The organism is Faecalicoccus sp. LCP19S3_E2 (assembly GCF_052121255.1).
Lineage (GTDB): Bacteria > Bacillota_I > Bacilli_A > Erysipelotrichales > Erysipelotrichaceae > Faecalicoccus.
In genome coordinates this window covers 23,108-42,871 of sequence record NZ_JBQKEP010000003.1, presented here as the reverse complement: position 1 = coordinate 42,871, position 19,764 = coordinate 23,108, and the positions used below count along the sequence as shown (strand labels likewise).

The following is a 19,764-nucleotide window of genomic DNA, read 5'->3' as shown; positions in this document are numbered from 1 at the left end:
CGGCAACCCTCTTTTTTTTTAAATTTGTAAGATCATCGATGAATTAGGTTCTAAGTAAAGTACCCCATTTATATCCACCTGACTTTGGGTAAGCAAATTATTCGCCTGCCCCCGATAATCAATTGGTACTTCTACATTGTCCGGATTCATATTGATGCAAATCCAAAGTGTTTCTTTTTCACTTTTCATTTGATAAATACAGGCTGTATTCGTCAGATAAATCTGTTGATAATCGCATTGATGAAGTGCATCGTGTTCATGCTTGATCAAAATCAGCTTCTGTATATGATCCGTTAATGCATTCCATTCTAAATGCGAAATCTCCGGTCTTAATTCGGTATCGTTCCAATTTTTCTTTCCTTCGATACCCCATTCACTTCCATAATATAAACACGGTATGCCCGGCATCGTAAACAACATCGTATAGATCAATGACAGATGTTCTTTATGAACAAGCTGAGATGCGATGCGCTCTACATCATGATTATCCACAAAGCTCAATAAGTGCTTACCTCGATACAAGCACCAGTTATCTTTACCAAATTGACGATGAAGTGAATGAAGGATCTCAAATAAGTTGGCACTGTTAAAGCTGGAGTATAATCCTTTATAACATTCATAGTTAGTGCAACTATCCAACATTTCCGCATTGACCCATTGATTGTAATCACCATGTAAGGTTTCTCCCAGCAGAAAAAAGGAAGGATCTATTTCCTTACAAGTCCTGTGCAGTGTTTTTAAGAATTCTCGATCCAGACAATAAGCTACATCTAAGCGTAAGCCATCAATTTGAAACTCGTTTCTCCAAAAGGAAATCACATCCAGCAGATATTGTACAACTTCATAATTTTGAAGATTCAATTTCACCAGGTTATTATTCCCTTCCCAATTTTGATAGTTTAAATGATCATCGTAATTATTATTCTCCCAGAAATTAATATAAAACCAATCTTTATAGGAAGAGTTTTCACGATTCATCAAAACATCCTGAAACGCAAAAAAGCCTCTGCCTACATGATTAAATACACCATCCAGAACAACACGAATCCCATTTTCATGTAATAGCCTGCATATAGATGTGAAATCTTCATTCGTTCCCAATCGACTATCCAATTTTTTATAATCGATCGTATCATAACCGTGTGTATGACTTTCAAACACAGGATTAAACAAGATACAATCTACACCCAGCTTCTTTAAATGCGGTATCCAGTCTTTCATACGTAAAATTCGGCTTTCCGATTGAAAGTCATTTTCAAAAGGACAGCCAAAAGCTCCTAACGGATAGATTTGATAAAATACACTTCTATCGCTCCACATATTCTCTCTCCTATTTCTGCAGCAGTATTCTTAAATACGAAACAGCCGTCTCCTTATCAATTCTTTGTTCCTTTAAAAAACTATGCTCTAACACCAAAAGAATCGTGTTGCAATAATGCTCTGCCCATAATCGATTGGGCAGCCCATTATGATCTGAAAAATCAATCGTATCCATAATTTCCAAAATCTGTACTTTCACATACTGTTTAAATCTTGTATAAAGCTCTCCTTCCAGAGAATTATGTACCAGTATGCGAAACAGTCGTTCCTGCCGCTGTTCAAAAAAATCATAAATACGACCAAATACTTCATAGATTCGATGATCCGTTTCCAAATCTTTAAAATCATACAAGCGAACCTTTGATTTTAAAATATCCCAACAATACTCCAAGAGATCGTATTTATCTTCAAAATAATTATAAAAGGTAGCTCTGGGATAATTGCTTAAAGAACAAAGCTCAGAAACCATAATCGTTTCAAAGCTTTTTGTTTCCAATAGATCAAACATCGTACTTGAAAAAGCATCCAATGTACGCATTGCGAATCGATTTCTTTTTTCTAAATTGTAGCGCATAATATTTTTTCCTTATGTATATATTTTTACACGTGTCTAAATACAGAAATATTATAGCTTGAATCCATTTCAATCGCAATACAAAAAAATTAAAGTTTTTTTAAATGTTTTTCGATTTTTTATCGTATTAAATAGTAGTACTTATTTTTTTCCGGAATAGATATAGTGCTGATTCAGGATTCATTCATAAAAAGAAAAGAAGGTGATATTTTGACAGTGAATCCCTATGATCTCTGTTTAAAAGAGTTCTTTTCCAATAAGCAATATTTTGCGGATCTGTTTTCTACCGTCTATTTTAAAAAAGCGTTACTTCTGGATCCAGACAAGCTTTCGCTCTATGACAAGGAAACACATCATGATTTAGGATTTCGTAAGGAAAATGATTTGTTGATGTTTTATGATAACAAGTTCTTTCTCCATCTTGAATTTCAAAGAAAGAAGGATCCCTACATGCCCGTTCGTATCTTAAACTACAAGTATGCCGGTATCCATCAACAGATCAAGACCGATACCAAACTGCATCTGTTGTACCCGGTTTATTCCCTGACCCTTTACATGGGCGAATCAAAATGGGAACATCGTAAGAGATTGTATGAGTGCATGGTCGATAATCAGTGGAACGCAAAAGAGATTCCCGACTATCAGATGGAACTGTTTGACATTAACAGTGATCCTATCGATTTTATGTGTCTTTATTTACAGAAGTTCTTTCGTATCATACAATATGTATATCAAAAGAAATGGGAAAATTTATACACGGATTCCTTACTGGAGAACGTAGAAGAGGATATCTTCTATCATGCCAATGTATTTGTGAATTTAAATCAAGAGTTTATACAAAAGCATACAAAGGAGGGTGTTATCAGCATGTGTAAAGCATTAGAAGAATATACACAGGAATGCATTGAAAAAGGGGAAAGAAGAGGGGAAAGAAGAGGCATTATTAAAGGTGAACAAAGAGGTTATTCAAAAGGTTTAACAAATAAGGCTTATGAAATAGCACAAAATATGTTATCCAAAGGTTGCCAGCACAATTTCATAGCCGATATGACAGGCCTTAGCCTTGATACCGTTCTTAAGCTTTCAAACCATTAAAAAGGCGCTGCAATTTGTAGCGTCTTTTCTAATCTATTTCGTTAACTCTGCATGATTTACAGGAAAATGATTTAAAAAGTCAGTTGTTTTCATCTCAATTTGTAGCCCGATCTTGCCTCCGCTAAAAAAGATATGCTCTTGTTGTAAACAAGATTCATCGATGAAAGTACGATATGTTTTTTTCATTCCCAAAGGTGAGCATCCCCCACGTATATAACCTGTAATCGATAACAAGTCCTTTACATGAATCATATCAACTGATTTTACACCGGCGGCTTTTGCACATTTTTTTAAATCCAGTTCCTTGGCAACCGGCAACATAAATACAATATACTCTCTTGTATTGGCCTGTGTCACCAACGTTTTAAAAACACAATTTTCATCTTGTCCCAAAATTTCGGCCACATGTATGCCATCAACTGCTTCATTACCGTTATGCTCATACGTGTGCACCTGATAGTCCAGCTTCTTGGTATCTAATAAACGCATGGCGTTTGTCTTTGTGATTTTTTTCATGATGATCGTAAATCTCCTTCAATGATCGATCGAGCAATATCCACCTTTTTTTGTGATGTATCCATGGCAAGCTTTTCAATGTAATGATGCGCCTTCTTTTCATCCCAGTGATAATTTTCGATCAGTATCAGTTTAGCACGATAAATAATTTTTTCATCCTGTAATCGCTTTTTTTCTTTTTGAAGCTGTTTGGTCAAAGCTTGTATCTTAATTTGTGCAGCCATGCCATTGGCAATCGTCTGTAGTAACATTTGCCGGGAGGCCGGTAATGCCATCACAAAAATTCCTTGTTCCTTTACCTGAAAACAAATTTGATCATAAATATCATTTTTCACCAACAGTAAAACACCGATAGAAAACGCGACTTCAATTTCTCTGGCTGTACGGACACCAAACTCATCTTTTAAAGGCGGCTGTAGAATACAAAGATCATATCGTCTTTGTCGCAGCTGTTTCTTGGCATCCATGGCAGAGGACACAAATTGAATCCATGGATAGATTGTTCGCGGCAGGATTTCCTGAATGACCTTTCGTGTGCTTTCTACAGAAGTAACCACAAGAATATTCGACATAATTAAGTCCCGCTTATTTTAAATAATTCTTTAGTATTTCCTTTGGCAGCACACGTTGAATAAAATCACTGTTTTTTGCGATGGCAGAGGATTCTTCAAGTGAGGATGGAAGCGGTGTTAAATGAGATGTTATTTCTGTAGATGCCTGATATAAGTTTAAATCCACGGGATCTGACGGTTCTCTTTGTTTCAATATACCCTCGATGCCTGCATAAATGATCAAGAGATAAACTAAGTAAGGATTAGAGGTACAGTCCGGTGATCGAAGCTCAATTCGTTTTTTCTGATTTCGTACGGCCGGAATACGAATGGCCTGAGAGCGGTTTTGATAAGACCATGTCACAAATTTGGGCGCCTTGCACTCTCCCAATCGCTGATAGCTTTCCGTACAGGGATTCAAAAATAAAGTAATCTCCGGCAAGCGATATAAAATACCGGCCATAAAGGCTCGTGTTTGATTCAAATGACCGGAATCATTGACCGATACATTGACATGCATACCGTTTCCACTATGCTCCTTTAAAGGCTTGGGATCAAAATCGGCCATTAAACCATTGGCCTTTGCGACCGTTCGTACGACCCATTTAAAGGTAGCCGCATCATCCGCTGCCTGCAACGGCGTACTGTAACGAAAATCAATTTCATTTTGTCCAGGTCCTTCCTCATGATGACTGGCCTCCGGATGTAATCCCATTTCCTGCAACGTAAAACAAATATCCTTTCGTACATCTTCACCCTGATCCTCCGGAGCGATATCCATATAGCCTGCCGTATCTAAAGGAATATGAGAGTTTTGTCCTTTTTCATCCGTCAAAAACAAATAGAACTCGAATTCTGTTCCGATCTGAATCTCGATTCCCTGCTCTTTGGCATACTGCTCTGCCTGTTTTAATAAATAGCGTGTATCCAGTTCAAAAGGCGTTCCATCCGGATATTGTATATCGCAATACATGCGAACGACCGAGCCATCCAAAGATCGCCATGGCAAAATGGATAACGTAGAAGGATCCGGCATCAAAAATAAATCGCTTTTGATATCGGTTCCAAACCCGGCTATTGCACTGGCATCAAAGCTTATTCCTTCCGCAAAGGCTCTGGGAAGCTCATCGGGTAAGATTGAAATATTTTTTTGATGACCGTAAATATCAAAGTAGGCCAATCGAATAAACGTTACGTTCTCTTCATTTACATAGGCAAGTACATCTTCTTTTGTGTACATGAAGTCACCTCCTGTTTTCCATTTATTTATACAACATATTATTTTTTGTTTCAAACTTTTCATAAATTTTCATAATTTTACATTTTTATATTGACAATTTCATTTCCCTCATTACAATAGTACACATAGAAACGGCAAGGATGCCAAAAAGTAGGAGTTTTCTCCTCCCTTTTTGCTTTGCCGTTTTTTTATTTTATCGCCTTAAAGGAGGAATCGACATGGCAAAATCTATTCCGGATCTGTTTGGATCCAAAGTGTTCAACGAAAAATGTATGAAGGAAGGCTTAGCTTCCGATACATACAAAGAGCTTCAAAAGACAATTCAGGAAGGAAAACCATTAAATCCAAAGATTGCCAACGCGGTGGCTCATGCCATGAAAGAATGGGCCATTGCACAGGGAGCAACCCACTATACACACTGGTTTCAACCAATGACCGGTGTAACAGCCGAAAAGCACGACAGCTTTATTGAGCCGGTAGATGGCGGAAAAGTTATCATGAGCTTTTCCGGAAAAGAATTGATCAAAGGAGAACCGGATGCTTCCAGTTTTCCTAACGGTGGTTTAAGAGCAACCTTTGAAGCCCGTGGTTATACCGCATGGGATCCTACATCGTATGCCTTTATCAAAGATGACGTACTTTGTATTCCAACGGCCTTTTGTTCCTATACCGGTCACGCACTGGATAAGAAAACCCCTTTACTTAGAAGTATGGAGGCTATCAATACACAGGCTTTGCGAATCTTAAAGCTGTTTGGAAATACCGATGTGACATCAATCAAAACCACAGTGGGTCCGGAACAGGAGTATTTCCTGGTTGATAAAGACTACTATGCCAAACGTAAGGATTTGATTTATACCGGACGTACTTTATTTGGTGCCCCCTGCCCAAAAGGACAGGAAATGGAAGATCACTATTTTGGTACGATCAAATCACGTGTACAGTCTTTCATGAAAGACTTAAATGAAGAGCTTTGGAAGCTGGGCATTGCGGCTAAGACAGAACATAACGAAGTAGCCCCTGCACAACATGAGCTGGCTCCGGTCTTCTCGACAACAAATATCGCCACTGATCATAATCAGCTTACCATGGAACTGATTCAGCGCATTGCCAAAAAACATGGAATGGTGGCTTTACTGCATGAAAAGCCATTTGAGGGCATCAACGGTTCCGGTAAACACAATAACTGGTCGATTTCAACCAACACCGGTAAAAACTTATTAGAACCTGGTGATACGCCTTATGAAAATGCACAGTTCTTATTGTTCTTATCAGCTATCATCAAAGCTGTGGATGAGCATCAGGATTTGCTTCGATTAAGCGTTGCCAGTGCCGGAAACGATCATCGCCTAGGTGCAAACGAAGCACCACCGGCTATTATTTCTGTTTTCCTGGGCGATGAATTAAATGCCGTATTAGAAGCCATCATAAACGATAAACCTTATGATGGCACTGAACATAAACTGATGAAGATTGGCGCTTGTGTATTACCTAAGCTGCCAATGGATACGACCGATCGAAACCGAACCAGTCCCTTTGCCTTTACGGGAAATAAATTTGAATTCCGTATGCCAGGCTCCAGTTCTTCCATTTCCGGCTGCAACTTCGTGTTAAATACCGTAGTGGCCAATGCCCTGCGTGAATTTGCCGATGTGCTGGAAAAAGCGGATGATTTTGAAAGTAGCCTTCACAGTCTGATCAAACAAACATTGAAAGATCATCAACGAATCATCTTCAATGGCAACGGCTATGATGATGCCTGGATCGAAGAAGCTAAAAAACGTGGCTTGTTAAATCTTCGAACTACACCGGATGCTCTTCCTTATTTCATCCATGAAGAAAACATTCGCCTGTTTGAAACTGAAAAAGTATTAGATCGTGAAGAGATGGAATCACGCTATGAAATTACCATGGAAGAATACACAAAGGTCATCAACATAGAAGCTTTGACCATGATCAATATGGCAAAAAAAGAAATTCTTCCGGCGGGATCTCGCTATTCGAAAGAACTCAGCGATACCTGCTTATCTAAATGCCAGCTGGATGCCCAGATGGATGTAACTTATGAAAAAGAAATGTTGACACAGATCAACACATTATTAAAAGAAGCCTATCAGGCTTGTTCTGAACTGGAAGAAAAAACAAATGTTCTGCATTCCATCCAAGATTTTGAAAAAGCGGCCTTCTTTGTACGCGATACGATCTTGCCGTGCATGGATGCACTACGAAAGCCTTGCGACGTCTTAGAAACCATGACAGATGACAAAGTATGGCCATTTCCAACCTACGGAAAGCTGTTATTTGGCATTCTGTAACCAACATGATCATCTATCGAAACCGGCGGCAACTGCTGCCGGCTTTGATGGTCTTATTAGAAGGAGAAATTTATGTGCACAATTATGGGATATTTTAAAGAAGGAATCGATCCTTCTGTACTTCAAAAAGCCCTTGAAAAAACAAAGACCCGTGGACCTGATGATACACGTTTCTATTCATTTAAAAAAGGTGTGTTAGGATTTCAAAGATTGGCCATTATGGGATTAAGCCAGGAAGGCATGCAGCCTTTTGTTTTTAAAAACTCAGCTATCGTATGTAATGGTGAGATCTATGGTTTTCGAAAGCTCAAAAAAGAATTGGAGGATAAAGGCTATACCTTTCAAAGTGAAAGTGACTGTGAGATTCTATTGCCGCTCTACGAAGAATATGGTGTTTCCCTTTTTGAAAAGCTGGATGCGGAATTTGCCTGTATTCTTTATGACGGAAATTCAGACAGTATCATTGCGGCCCGTGATCCGATCGGCATTCGACCTTTATATTATGGGTATGACAAAGATAACGCCATCGTATTTGCCTCCGAGCCTAAGAACCTGATGGGAATTGTGAAAACCATCATCCCTTTTCCACCGGGACACTATTATAAGGATGGAAAGTTTGTCTGTTACGCCGATATGACCAAAGTGGATTCCTACATTCATGACGATTTAGAAACCATCTGTCAAAACATTCATGATCTTTTAATACAAGGGGTACAAAAGCGATTGGATGCCGATGCACCGGTCGGATTTTTATTAAGCGGTGGTTTAGATTCTTCTTTAGTCTGCGCCATCAGTCAAAAATTGCTTTCCAAACCCATTCGGACATTTGCGATTGGAATGAAAGAAGATGCCATTGACTTAAAATATGCCAGAGAAGTAGCCGATGCGATCCACAGCAACCATACGGAAGTCATCATCACCCAGGAAGATGTACTCAACGCCTTAGAAACAGTGATCTATCATCTGGCCACTTATGATATCACAACCATTCGTGCCAGCATCGGTATGTATCTGCTTTGTCAATATATTCATGATCATACAGACATCCGCGTACTATTGACCGGAGAGATCAGCGACGAGCTGTTTGGTTATAAATATACAGATTTTGCCCCAGATTCCGCATCCTTTCAAAAAGAAAGTGAAAAGCGCATCAAAGAGATCCACATGTACGATGTATTACGCGCCGATCGATGCATCAGCTCTAACTCAATGGAAGCACGTGTTCCCTTTGGCGATCTGGCATTCGTTCGCTATGTCATGCAGATCGACCCGGCTTTAAAAATGAATACGTATCATAAGGGCAAATACCTATTACGCCATGCGTTTGAAAAAGATAATATTCTTCCACACTCAATCTTAATGCGTGAAAAAGCTGCCTTTTCCGATGCGGTCGGTCATTCGTTAAGAGATACGATACAAGAAGCGGCCAACCAAAAATACACAGATCAGGAATTCGAAGAAAAACGAAAACAATATACTTTCAATCCCCCTTTCACCAAAGAATCCTTATGGTATCGGGAGATTTTTGAAACCTACTATCCAAATCAGGCATCTATGATCAAAGCATTCTGGATGCCGAATAAAGACTGGAAAGGCTGTGATGTAGACGATCCCAGCGCTCGTGTCCTTTCGAATTACGGAGATAGTGGAAAATAAGGAGGAAATGACATGAATCCAAATTTTGAACATGATGCCTGCGGTATCGGTACCGTGGTGCAAATCGATGGAAAACAAAGCTACGATGTTGTGGATAAAGCGCTGCATATCGTTGAAAAGCTGGAACACCGAGCCGGAAAAGACGCCAGTGGTAAAGTCGGTGATGGTGTTGGTGTACTCTTACAGATATCACATCGATTCTTTTCAAAGATTGCCAAACAGGAAAATATTTCCCTTGGTAAAGAAAGAGAATATGGCATCGGTATGTTTTTCTTTCCCCAGCAGGAATTAAAACGTAATCAACACAAACGTCTGTTCGAAACCATTGTGAAAAACGAAGGCGCCCGATTATTAGGTTGGCGTACCGTTTGTTGCCATCCGGAAATCTTAGGACAACCGGCTAAAGATTGCATGCCTTATATCGAGCAGGCTTTTATAGAAAAACCGGAAGGTATAGAAAAAGGCTTTGCGTTTGATCGGCTTTTATATGTGATTCGTCGTGAATTTGAAAAAAGTTGCCCGGAAACATATGTAGTCTCTTGTTCCAGTCGAACAATTGTTTATAAAGGAATGTTTTTAGTCGGACAGCTTCGTAAATTTTATGAGGACCTGCAAGATACAGATTACCAGAGTGCTATTGCGATCGTGCATTCTCGATTTTCAACCAATACAACACCTTCCTGGCAGCGTGCGCATCCCAATCGTCTGATCGCCCACAATGGAGAAATCAATACAATTCGTGGCAATGTCGATCGAATGTTAGCCAGAGAAGAAAGCATGTCTTCTGACTTTCTGGATGCCAATTTAAAGAAGATCCTGCCAGTCATCAATGCCAAAGGCTCCGATAGTGCCATGTTGGATAATACGCTGGAATTCTTGATGATGAATGGTATGCCTTTGGCTAAAGCTGTCATGATTACGATCCCCGAGCCATGGAAACACGTACCTATGGAAGAACATAAAAAAGATTTTTATCACTACTATGCGACCATGATGGAACCATGGGATGGTCCGGCTGCCATTCTCTTTTCAGATGGCGATCAGGTAGGCGCTGTATTAGATCGTAACGGTTTACGCCCAGCCCGTTATATGATCACCAAAGATAATCTATTGATCTTATCCAGTGAAGTCGGTGTATTGGACATTCCTGCCGAAAACATCCTCTGTAAATCACGATTGGAACCGGGAAAGATGGTATTGGTCGATACAAAAGCTAAAAAGATGTATAGCGATGTCGAGATCAAAAATCATTTTGCGACATTAAATCCATACGGAGAATGGCTGGATTTACATCTTTTACATCTAAAAGATCTGAAAGCCCCGGATAAAAAAACACAGATGCACACACAGGAAGAGCGTAATCGATTGTACAAGGTCTTTGGTTATACGTATGAAGATATCCAGGATGAAATCTTACCTATGGCAAAAAACGCCAGTGAGCCTACTGCCAGTATGGGTACCGATATTCCATTAGCCGTTTTAAGTAATCGACATCCTTTACTCTTCCATTACTTTAAACAGTTATTCGCTCAGGTTACCAATCCACCGATCGATTCCCTTCGTGAAGAAATTGTCACCGATACAACCGTGTATATTGGAAGTGATGGAAATCTGTTACAGGAAAAAAGTACAAACTGTAAAGTTTTAGAAGTCAACAACCCCATCTTGGATGCCCGTGATATGGATAAGATTCAAAACTTGAAAAAAGAAGGCTTTCAAAGCGCTACGATTTCCCTTTTGTTCTATCGCGGTATGCCTTTACAGGAAGCTTTGCATCATCTGTTTATCGAATGTGATCGGTTGTATAGAGATGGTGCCAACATTTTAATTTTAAGTGATAAAGGTGTAGATGAAAGCCATATGGCAATCCCCAGTCTACTGGCAGTATCGGCTTTAGAGCATCATTTGGTACAAACGAAAAAAAGAACAGCTGTTTCAATCATCCTGGAAAGTGGTGAACCTAGAGATGTTCATCAGTTTGCCTGTTTATTAGGCTATGGGGCAACGGCCATTTATCCTTACCTGGCGCATGAATGCATTGAAGAAATGATTGAAAAAGACATCTTAGATAAAGAGCCTTCTGTTGCGATTCGCGACTATAACGAAGCAATCCTTCATGGTATCGTCAAGATTGCCGCAAAGATGGGAATCTCCACCCTACAATCGTATCAAAGTGCCCAGATTTTTGAAGCCATTGGCATCTCTAAAAAAGTGATTGATCAATACTTCACCAATACCGTATCGCGTGTAGGAGGAATCGGCTTAAAAGAAATTGAAGAAGACCTTATCGTTCATCACGATCATGGTTTTGATCCATTAGGTCTTTCTTGTGATACCAAGTTAGACAGCTATGGTTTCCATAAGTTAAGAAGTGGGCAAGGTAAAGAAGATCATCTCTATGATCCGAAAACCATCGTAACGCTGCAAAGGGCAACGCGAGAAAACGATTACGAGCTTTTTAAAGAATATACAAAAAGAGTAAATGACAAAGAACATCCTCATACATTAAGAGCCTCTTTAGAATTCAAATCCAATCGAAAACCGATTTCGTTAGAAAAAGTCGAACCTGTATCTGAAATCGTAAAACGATTTAAGACCGGAGCAATGTCGTATGGTTCAATTTCTGAAGAAGCACATACTTGTATGGCCATTGCGATGAATCGACTGCACGGAAAATCTAATTCCGGTGAAGGCGGTGAAAAGCCGGAACGTTTAGGCACTGAAAAAAATTCAGCCATCAAGCAGGTCGCCAGCGGTCGATTTGGCGTAACCAGCGCTTATTTGGTCAGTGCCAAAGAAATACAAATTAAAATGGCACAGGGTGCAAAGCCCGGCGAAGGTGGACATCTGCCAGGCAAGAAAGTCTATCCATGGATTGCCAAGACCCGTTACAGTACACCCGGTGTTACCTTGATTTCACCACCACCTCATCATGATATTTATTCTATTGAGGACCTGGCACAGCTGATCTATGATTTAAAAAATGCCAATAAAGAAGCACGTATCAGCGTTAAGCTTGTCAGCGAAGCCGGTGTCGGAACGATTGCCAGCGGTGTGGCCAAAGCCGGAGCTACCGTTATATTGATTTCCGGTTATGATGGCGGTACCGGAGCCGCTCCCCAATCCAGCATTCACCATGCGGGATTACCTTGGGAATTGGGGTTGGCCGAAACCCATCAAAACCTGATTGATAATCACCTGCGTTCTCGTGTCATTCTGGAAACCGATGGTAAGCTGATGACCGGAAGAGATGTAGCCATTGCCTGTTTATTAGGAGCCGAGGAATTTGGCTTTGCGACTGCACCATTAGTTACTATGGGATGTATGATGATGCGTGTTTGTAATCAAGATACCTGTCCTTTCGGTGTTGCGACACAAAATGAATCCTTGCGTAAACGCTTTAAAGGAAAACCTGAATACGTGATGAATTTCATGTTGTTTATTGCCCAGGAATTACGTGAGATCATGGCAAGCCTAGGCTTTAGAAGCATCGACGAAATGGTTGGTCACAGCGATTGTCTGCAAGTGCGAAACGATTTAAAACCAAGACAAGCTATGTTGGAGTTACATTCTCTGATTGGAAAAGATCGAAATGTGCATTATGATCCAAGGGATGGCTATGACTTTAAGCTGGAAACAACGCTGGATTCTACCCAACTGATTCCCGGTTTTAAACCGTATATGGACTCAAAAATCAGTCATACGATTAATGTGAATCTATCCAGCACGGATCGAAGCTTCGGTACTTTATTCGGTTCTTTGATCACCAAACAATTTGGCGATACCTTACCGGAAGATACCTTTGTCGTACATGGAAAAGGTGGTGCCGGTCAATCTCTGGGTGCCTTCATTCCAAAAGGATTGACGTTAAAGATTACCGGTGATGCCAACGATTATTTTGGTAAAGGATTATCCGGAGGAAAGCTTGTGATTGCACCTGATCCTACATCCTCTTTTAAAGCCGAAGAAAATGTCATTATCGGAAATGTCGCCTTGTATGGTGCAACCAGTGGTAAAGCCTTCATCCGCGGAAAAGCCGGTGAACGCTTCTGTGTACGAAATTCAGGCGCGACTGCAGTTGTCGAAGGTTGTGGCGATCACGGTCTGGAATATATGACAGGCGGTTATGCCGTGGTTTTAGGAAAGACCGGAAAAAACTTTGCCGCCGGTATGTCTGGTGGTGTAGCCTACGTTCTGGATGTTGATCATGCTTTATACAAAAACGTGAATAAAGAACTTGTATCCATTGAAGAGATCATTAGTAAATCCGACAAAGAAAAACTGTATGAAATCTTGCATGAGCATTATAAAGAAACAAGTTCAGAAGTGGCACGACACATTTTGGATCATTTTGATGATGAACTGCAACACTTTAAAAAAATCATTCCAAACGACTATAAAAAGATGTTGAAATCCATCAAAGATTTACAGGACAAAGGGTATCATCAAGAAGAAGCAGAATTAAAAGCCTTTACCATGGCTTTTCGAAAGTAGGAGGTCAACATGGGAAAACCAACAGGATTTTTAGAATATGAACGTAAAGATAATAATGCACTTAGTGCATTACAACGCATTCAAAACTTTTTGGAATTCCATGAAGACATGGATATAGCAGAAAGACAAAAACAAGGAGCTCGCTGTATGAATTGCGGTGTTCCCTTCTGTCAGGCAAGCATTGAATTAAAAGGTATGACAACCGGCTGTCCTTTACACAATTTGATTCCAGAATGGAACGATGAAATTTATAAAGGACATATGCAGCAGGCACTATCCAGATTGTTGAAAACTAATCCCTTTCCGGAATTTACCGGACGTGTCTGCCCTGCCCTTTGCGAAAAGTCATGTTTGAATGGTGTTGACAGTGATCCTGTCACCATCAAAGAAAACGAATACTTCACTATTGAAGAAGGCTTTAAAAATCATTGGATGAAAGCGCAGAAACCAGAAGTCAGAACGGATAAAAAAATCGCCGTCATCGGCTCCGGCCCCGCCGGACTCAGTGTTGCGTATGCCCTAAACCAAAGAGGACATCAAGTAACTGTCTTTGAGAAGGAAGATTCCCCCGGAGGATTATTGATGTATGGCATTCCCAACATGAAGCTGGAAAAAGAAATCATTCAAAGACGAATCCAGCTCTTAGAAGAAGAAGGTATTCAGTTTCAATGTAATGTCAATATAGGAATAGACATTTCAAAAGAAGAACTGACAAAAGAATACGATGCGATTGCCATGTGCATCGGCTCTAAAAAGCCAAGAGATCTTGTCTTTGAAAACCGAGATACTAAAGGCATTTACTTTGCGGTCGATTATCTAACCAATGTAACAAAACATCTTATCAAAGGTTCAAAAACAGAAAGTGCCAAAGGAAAACACGTTGTAATCGTAGGTGGTGGTGATACCGGAAACGATTGTGTGGGAACCAGCATACGTCAGGGCTGTAAATCCGTCACACAGATTGAAATGATGCCTGAGCCACCCAAAGATCGACTAGCATCCAACCCATGGCCAGAATGGCCTAAAGTCTTAAAAACAGATTATGGTCAACAAGAGGCCATTGCGGTATTTGGAAAAGATCCAAGACTTTATGAAAGAACAATCAAAGAAATTGAAGTGAAAAACGATAAGATAAAATCTGTCACTTTAACCAAAGTTCAATTCATCAATGGGAAAATGAAATTTGTCAAAGGATCAGAACAAAAAATCCCATGTGATTTATTGTTGATTGCCGCTGGTTTTATCGGTGTAGAAGATGATGTAAAAAAAGCGTTTGCCCTTGATATGTCACCAAGAAATACTTTTGTGACGAAACCTAATTCTTATCAGACCAAAGAAACAAAGATCTTTGCGGCCGGTGATGCGCATAGAGGACAATCCTTAGTCGTATGGGCCATTCATGAAGGATTGGAATGTGCAAAGGAAATCGATACCTATTTAATGGGATATACTAATTTGGAATAAGAATAAGGAGTTAATTTTCAAAGAATTAACTCCTTTTTCGATTGTGATCATATATTAACCATCATATTTATCATACCTTATAATTTCCTCTATACTTCTTTAATATACGCTTAAACTCTTCCAACTGTGCTAATCCTTCTAATAAAATTGTATCCGGACATATCGAATCATCATCCGATCGATAGAATGTAATTTGTATATCATTGAATAAGTTGATAATGGCATATGTCCCATAGGCATAAGAGCCACGATTAACCATCAGACTTCCCGGATTCACAAACGTAATTCCATCGATTTTCTTGATTGTCGGTACATGGGTGTGTCCATGAAAACAAAGCGTACAGTTATTTTCCTTACATAAAGCTAATAACTCTTCATATCCATCATAAATATGATAGAAATGTCCATGTGTAACACAGATTTTTTTATAGATCACATACGGAGGATACGCTTCTTCATCATGATTACCCCGAACCGCAATATCAAATTGCTTCATCACTTTATCATTTTTAGGAAGTGCAGAATCCCCACAATGAATCATCAAATCTACTGTGCCCTTATATTTTTTCACAATACGAGGTAAATGATCCAAAAAGCGATGACTGTCACTGACCAACAAGATCTTCATTTGTGAATCTCCGATCGATTTCATGCATTGCATCTTGAAGAATTTGTTGAGGATCTTCTACCACATCCAGATTTTGTGCACAAATCAGTTCTACATCCTCAGTTTTAAAAAAATAAGAGAAAACACCTTGGATATATTCAAACCCAAACGGTTTATAAACACGTCCTCCGGAAGTTGTTACATAATATACTTTCTTACAACGACAACAGTTTTGACAATTTCCTTCCTGGTCATAATAAAATGTAATTCCCTGGCAACAGATCATCTCAATATAAATTTTTAACAGAGAAGGGAATGAAAGATCATAATAGGGAGCGGCAATCACAATAGTATCTGCTTCAGAAAACTGTTTGGCATACTGTGTAGGATATGTTCCGTTTTCTCGTTGTTGTAAAGCATTTTGATCCAAAGGATGAAGATTCGTTTCCTTTTGTAAGTTGATTTCTTCTATATCCCCCTGCAAATGACTCAGTAAATATCTAGCCAGAGCATCCGTTCTTGAATTCTTTGAAATGGTGCTGTTAATATATAAAATCTTATTCATTTTGGTACTCCTCATATTTTTTCATCCAATATTCATGATCTTTTTCATCAATGGATCGTAACACACGACAAGGATTACCTGCCGCAATCACATCACTTGGTATATCTTTTGTGACAACACTGCCGGAACCAATGATGCTGTTTTTCCCAATCGTGACACCCGGATTAATGATGACATTGCCGCCAATCCATACGCCATCTTCAATCACTACGCTAGAAGCATATTCCAAATCCATTTTTCGAATGGCAGGATCAATGGGATGCGCAACTGTATAAATGGAAACTCTGGGGCCAATCAGCACATCATCTCCAATGATGACTTCCGCTTCATCTAAAATCACGATACCAGTATTTCCCTGAAAGTGTTTTCCAATTGAAATATTGATTCCATGATCACAATAAAATGGCGGCACCAAAGAAATGTCATCATACGACTTTTTAAACTTCTTACGTAATTCTTCCAATGGCTTTCTATCTTCCCAATAAGTGCTGTCATTAAATGCTTTCAAGTAAGGACGAAGCTCTTTCCATGTCGGTTTTTCCAATCGAAATGGATTGTATAGCTTTCCTTGTTTCATCTTTTCTGTTTCCTGCATACAATGTCCTTTCTTGAGTAAAAAAGAGGTCGAAAGACCTCTTTGTGCTATTTCTGCTTAATCGCTGCCTGAGCGGCTGCCAGACGAGCAATCGGTACACGATAGGGTGAACAAGATACATAGCTCAATCCCAATTTATTGGCAAATTCAATACTGGATGGATCTCCACCATGTTCTCCACAGATACCTAATTTAATATCCGGACGTGTCTGACGACCTAAAGTCACAGCCATCTCGATCAATTTTCCGACACCTTTCTGGTCTAAACGAGCAAATGGATCGTTTTCATAAATTTTGGCATCATAGTATTCAGGTAAGAATTTACCGGCATCATCACGTGAGAAGCCAAAAGTCAACTGTGTTAAGTCGTTTGTACCAAAGGAGAAGAATTCAGCTTCCTGTGCCAATTCATCAGCCAACAGGGCAGCTCGAGGCACTTCGATCATCGTTCCGACATGATATGTCAGTTCTACACCAGCTTCGGCAATGATCTGATCGGCTGTTTCCGTTACCATTTTCTTTACATACTGTAATTCTTTTAAATCACCAATTAACGGAAGCATGATTTCCGGTTCAATGTTCCAGTCCGGATGTGCTTTATTCACATTGATAGCGGCTTTAATAACAGCTGCTGTCTGCATATGCGCAATACCTGGATTGGAAACGTCCAGACGACTTCCACGATGTCCCATCATCGGGTTTACTTCATGTAATCCAGAAATTACCTGTGCTAATTCATCGTAAGAGATGTTCATTTCTTTGGCAAGCTCTTTGATATCTTCTGGATCGGTTGGAACAAATTCATGCAAAGGTGGATCCAAGTAACGAATTGTCACCGGTCTTCCTTCCATAGCTTCATAAATACCTTCAAAGTCTTTTTGCTGCATCGGTTCCAGTTTATTTAAAGCAGCCTGCATCTGCTCTTCAGTCTTGGCAACGATCATTTCACGAATAGCCTTGATCTTATCGCCTTCAAAGAACATATGTTCGGTACGAACCAAACCAATACCTTCAGCACCAAATTCAACAGCCTGATGTGCATCTCTTGGGGTATCCGCATTAGTACGAATCTTTAATGTACGAGCCTTGTCTGCCCAGCTCATGAAACGCTCAAAGTTACCACTGATTTCAGCTGGTACCGTTTCAATTTTTTCTCCATATACATTACCGGTAGATCCATCGATTGAAATCCAGTCACCACGATTATAGCGTTTTCCACCTACAACGAAGTAACCTTCTTCTTCATGCATTTCAATATCACCGGCACCACTGACACAACAAGCTCCCATACCACGAGCCACAACAGCCGCATGACTTGTCATACCACCACGTACTGTCAGGATACCTTCTGAAACTGCCATACCTTCAATATCTTCCGGGCTTGTTTCCAAGCGTACTAAGATAACTTTCTTTCCGGAATCTGCTTCTTCTTTTGCCTCATCTGCTGTAAAAACGATCTGTCCGGAACCAGCACCAGGACTGGCCGGCAAAGCACTTGTAATGGCCGTAGCCTTTTTCAAAGCTGCAGGATCAAACATTGGATGAAGTAATGCATCTAACTGCTGTGGTTCTACCATCAATAAAGCTTCTTCTTCATTGATCAAGCCTTCATCCACCATATCACAGGCAATTTTTAAAGCCGATTGTGCTGTTCGTTTACCATTACGAGTCTGCAACATAAACAATTTACCACCTTCAATAGTAAATTCCATATCCTGCATATTCTTATAATGATGTTCCAGTTTTGAACAAATATCAACAAACTGTTCATAAGCTCTAGGACTTACTTCCTTTAATTGATCGATAGACTGTGGTGTACGCACACCGGCTACTACATCTTCACCCTGTGCATTCATCAAGAATTCACCAAACAGCTTATTTTCTCCGGTAGCGGGACTTCTAGTAAAGGCAACACCGGTTCCACAATCCTCACCCATGTTACCAAAAACCATCATCTGTACGTTAACCGCAGTTCCCCAGGAGCTGGGAATATCGTTCATACGACGATAGTAAATAGCACGCTCATTATTCCAAGATTTAAATACCGCTTCAATCGCTTCCATCATCTGTGTTTTAGGATCTGTTGGGAAGCTTTCATGTAATTCAGCCTGATAGAATTCTTTAAAACGCTCTACCAGAGTCATCATGTCTTCTGCCGTTAGTTCTAAGTCGTCCTTGATGCCTCTTTGAGCTTTTACTTCATCAATAATTTCTTCAAAACGTTTTTTGCTCAATCCTTTTACAACATCGGCAAACATTTGAATAAAACGACGGTAAGAGTCATAGGCAAAACGAGGGTTCTGTGACTTATCCGCAATTGTTTTAGCCACGACATCGTTAATACCCAGATTCAAAATTGTATCCATCATACCAGGCATACTGGCTCTGGCTCCGGAACGAACCGATACTAACAAAGGATTTTGTGCATCCCCGAATTTTTTACCTGTTTCTTCTTCCAGTTTTCCCAGATACTCCATGATCTGTGCCTGGATTTCTTCATTGATCGTTTCACCATCTTCATAATATTTGTTACAAGCTTCTGTAGTGATGGTAAAACCGTTAGGGACAGGCATTCCCAATTTGCTCATCTCCGCAAGATTGGCACCTTTTCCTCCAAGAAGTTCACGCATGTTCGCATCACCTTCCTGAAAAAGGTACACATACTTTTTTGTCATTCAATAATCCTCCTTATGCGTCAAATTTGTAAACGTTTTCAACGTCACTATTATAGCACATTTTCTTTCAAAGAATAGAAAAATGTCATCAATATAT

The 19,764-nt window shown here is 39.8% G+C and carries 14 protein-coding genes; 5 read left to right on the top strand and 9 right to left on the bottom strand.

The annotated features are described in order from the left end of the window. Positions 1-18: 18 nt before the first annotated feature. Positions 19-1,320: an alpha-amylase family glycosyl hydrolase gene (locus tag ACTQX6_RS03545; RefSeq protein ID WP_294686732.1), complete on the bottom strand. Its 1,302-nt coding sequence runs from the start codon at positions 1,318-1,320 to the stop codon at positions 19-21. Positions 1,321-1,330: 10 nt separating this feature from the next. After that, positions 1,331-1,894, bottom strand: a complete 564-nt coding sequence (locus ACTQX6_RS03540) for a TetR/AcrR family transcriptional regulator (RefSeq protein WP_022788931.1) — start codon at positions 1,892-1,894, stop codon at positions 1,331-1,333. A gap of 216 nt (positions 1,895-2,110) precedes the next feature. Between ACTQX6_RS03540 and ACTQX6_RS03535 the strand changes: the two genes are divergently transcribed. Beyond that, positions 2,111-2,989, top strand: coding sequence for an Rpn family recombination-promoting nuclease/putative transposase (locus tag ACTQX6_RS03535; protein WP_294686760.1), 879 nt, complete (start codon positions 2,111-2,113; stop codon positions 2,987-2,989). 33 nt (positions 2,990-3,022) lie between these two features. Here ACTQX6_RS03535 and ybaK read toward each other — a convergent pair whose 3' ends face one another. Genes ybaK through ACTQX6_RS03520 form a run of 3 tightly spaced genes read right to left on the bottom strand, consistent with a single transcriptional unit; the run spans position 3,023 to position 5,296 of the window. Further along, positions 3,023-3,505 (bottom strand): Cys-tRNA(Pro) deacylase, encoded by a 483-nt coding sequence (ybaK, locus tag ACTQX6_RS03530; protein ID WP_117447053.1) that lies wholly within the window; start codon positions 3,503-3,505, stop codon positions 3,023-3,025. After that, positions 3,502-4,077 (bottom strand): ANTAR domain-containing response regulator, encoded by a 576-nt coding sequence (locus tag ACTQX6_RS03525; protein WP_195223054.1) that lies wholly within the window; start codon positions 4,075-4,077, stop codon positions 3,502-3,504. The genes ybaK and ACTQX6_RS03525 overlap by 4 nt, the downstream gene beginning before the upstream one ends. A gap of 13 nt (positions 4,078-4,090) precedes the next feature. Beyond that, positions 4,091-5,296 carry a glutamine synthetase family protein gene (locus ACTQX6_RS03520; RefSeq protein WP_294686740.1) on the bottom strand — a complete coding sequence of 402 codons (1,206 nt, stop codon included), beginning with the start codon at positions 5,294-5,296 and terminating at the stop codon, positions 4,091-4,093. Between the two features lie 218 nt (positions 5,297-5,514). Between ACTQX6_RS03520 and ACTQX6_RS03515 the strand changes: the two genes are divergently transcribed. The 4 genes from ACTQX6_RS03515 to ACTQX6_RS03500 all read left to right on the top strand — a co-directional run bounded on the left by ACTQX6_RS03515 (position 5,515) and on the right by ACTQX6_RS03500 (position 15,225). After that, positions 5,515-7,611, top strand: a complete 2,097-nt coding sequence (locus ACTQX6_RS03515; protein ID WP_294686742.1) for a glutamine synthetase III family protein — start codon at positions 5,515-5,517, stop codon at positions 7,609-7,611. Positions 7,612-7,683: 72 nt separating this feature from the next. Further along, positions 7,684-9,267, top strand: coding sequence for an asparagine synthase B (gene asnB, locus ACTQX6_RS03510; protein ID WP_117447057.1), 1,584 nt, complete (start codon positions 7,684-7,686; stop codon positions 9,265-9,267). A gap of 12 nt (positions 9,268-9,279) precedes the next feature. Then, positions 9,280-13,761 (top strand): glutamate synthase large subunit, encoded by a 4,482-nt coding sequence (gene gltB, locus ACTQX6_RS03505; protein ID WP_294686746.1) that lies wholly within the window; start codon positions 9,280-9,282, stop codon positions 13,759-13,761. A gap of 9 nt (positions 13,762-13,770) precedes the next feature. Further along, positions 13,771-15,225, top strand: coding sequence for a glutamate synthase subunit beta (locus ACTQX6_RS03500; protein WP_294686748.1), 1,455 nt, complete (start codon positions 13,771-13,773; stop codon positions 15,223-15,225). A 70-nt stretch (positions 15,226-15,295) separates the two neighbouring features. Here ACTQX6_RS03500 and ACTQX6_RS03495 read toward each other — a convergent pair whose 3' ends face one another. Genes ACTQX6_RS03495 through ppdK form a run of 4 tightly spaced genes read right to left on the bottom strand, consistent with a single transcriptional unit; the run spans position 15,296 to position 19,667 of the window. Further along, positions 15,296-15,877: a metallophosphoesterase gene (locus ACTQX6_RS03495; protein WP_294686750.1), complete on the bottom strand. Its 582-nt coding sequence runs from the start codon at positions 15,875-15,877 to the stop codon at positions 15,296-15,298. After that, positions 15,831-16,397, bottom strand: a complete 567-nt coding sequence (locus ACTQX6_RS03490; RefSeq protein WP_294686753.1) for an NAD(P)H-dependent oxidoreductase — start codon at positions 16,395-16,397, stop codon at positions 15,831-15,833. The genes ACTQX6_RS03495 and ACTQX6_RS03490 overlap by 47 nt, the downstream gene beginning before the upstream one ends. Further along, positions 16,390-16,992: a sugar O-acetyltransferase gene (locus tag ACTQX6_RS03485; protein WP_272005879.1), complete on the bottom strand. Its 603-nt coding sequence runs from the start codon at positions 16,990-16,992 to the stop codon at positions 16,390-16,392. Before ACTQX6_RS03485 ends, ACTQX6_RS03490 begins: the two co-directional genes overlap by 8 nt. A 47-nt stretch (positions 16,993-17,039) precedes the next feature. Continuing rightward, the gene (gene ppdK / locus ACTQX6_RS03480; RefSeq protein ID WP_195222851.1) at positions 17,040-19,667 is read right to left on the bottom strand and encodes a pyruvate, phosphate dikinase; all 2,628 of its coding nucleotides are present in this window, start codon (positions 19,665-19,667) and stop codon (positions 17,040-17,042) included. Positions 19,668-19,764 lie beyond the last annotated feature (97 nt).

What these genes read in the sequence shown, in the direction of transcription:
- asnB (WP_117447057.1), top strand. Translation starts at nt 7,684, where the DNA reads ATGTGCACAATTATGGGATATTTTAAAGAAGGAATCGATCCTTCTGTA.
- ACTQX6_RS03515 (WP_294686742.1), top strand. Translation starts at nt 5,515, where the DNA reads ATGGCAAAATCTATTCCGGATCTGTTTGGATCCAAAGTGTTCAACGAA.
- ACTQX6_RS03500 (WP_294686748.1), top strand. Translation starts at nt 13,771, where the DNA reads ATGGGAAAACCAACAGGATTTTTAGAATATGAACGTAAAGATAATAAT.
- ACTQX6_RS03485 (WP_272005879.1), bottom strand. Translation starts at nt 16,992, where the DNA reads ATGCAGGAAACAGAAAAGATGAAACAAGGAAAGCTATACAATCCATTT.
- ACTQX6_RS03495 (WP_294686750.1), bottom strand. Translation starts at nt 15,877, where the DNA reads ATGAAATCGATCGGAGATTCACAAATGAAGATCTTGTTGGTCAGTGAC.
- gltB (WP_294686746.1), top strand. Translation starts at nt 9,280, where the DNA reads ATGAATCCAAATTTTGAACATGATGCCTGCGGTATCGGTACCGTGGTG.
- ACTQX6_RS03520 (WP_294686740.1), bottom strand. Translation starts at nt 5,296, where the DNA reads ATGTACACAAAAGAAGATGTACTTGCCTATGTAAATGAAGAGAACGTA.
- ACTQX6_RS03490 (WP_294686753.1), bottom strand. Translation starts at nt 16,397, where the DNA reads ATGAATAAGATTTTATATATTAACAGCACCATTTCAAAGAATTCAAGA.
- ybaK (WP_117447053.1), bottom strand. Translation starts at nt 3,505, where the DNA reads ATGAAAAAAATCACAAAGACAAACGCCATGCGTTTATTAGATACCAAG.
- ACTQX6_RS03540 (WP_022788931.1), bottom strand. Translation starts at nt 1,894, where the DNA reads ATGCGCTACAATTTAGAAAAAAGAAATCGATTCGCAATGCGTACATTG.
- ACTQX6_RS03545 (WP_294686732.1), bottom strand. Translation starts at nt 1,320, where the DNA reads ATGTGGAGCGATAGAAGTGTATTTTATCAAATCTATCCGTTAGGAGCT.
- ppdK (WP_195222851.1), bottom strand. Translation starts at nt 19,667, where the DNA reads ATGACAAAAAAGTATGTGTACCTTTTTCAGGAAGGTGATGCGAACATG.
- ACTQX6_RS03525 (WP_195223054.1), bottom strand. Translation starts at nt 4,077, where the DNA reads ATGTCGAATATTCTTGTGGTTACTTCTGTAGAAAGCACACGAAAGGTC.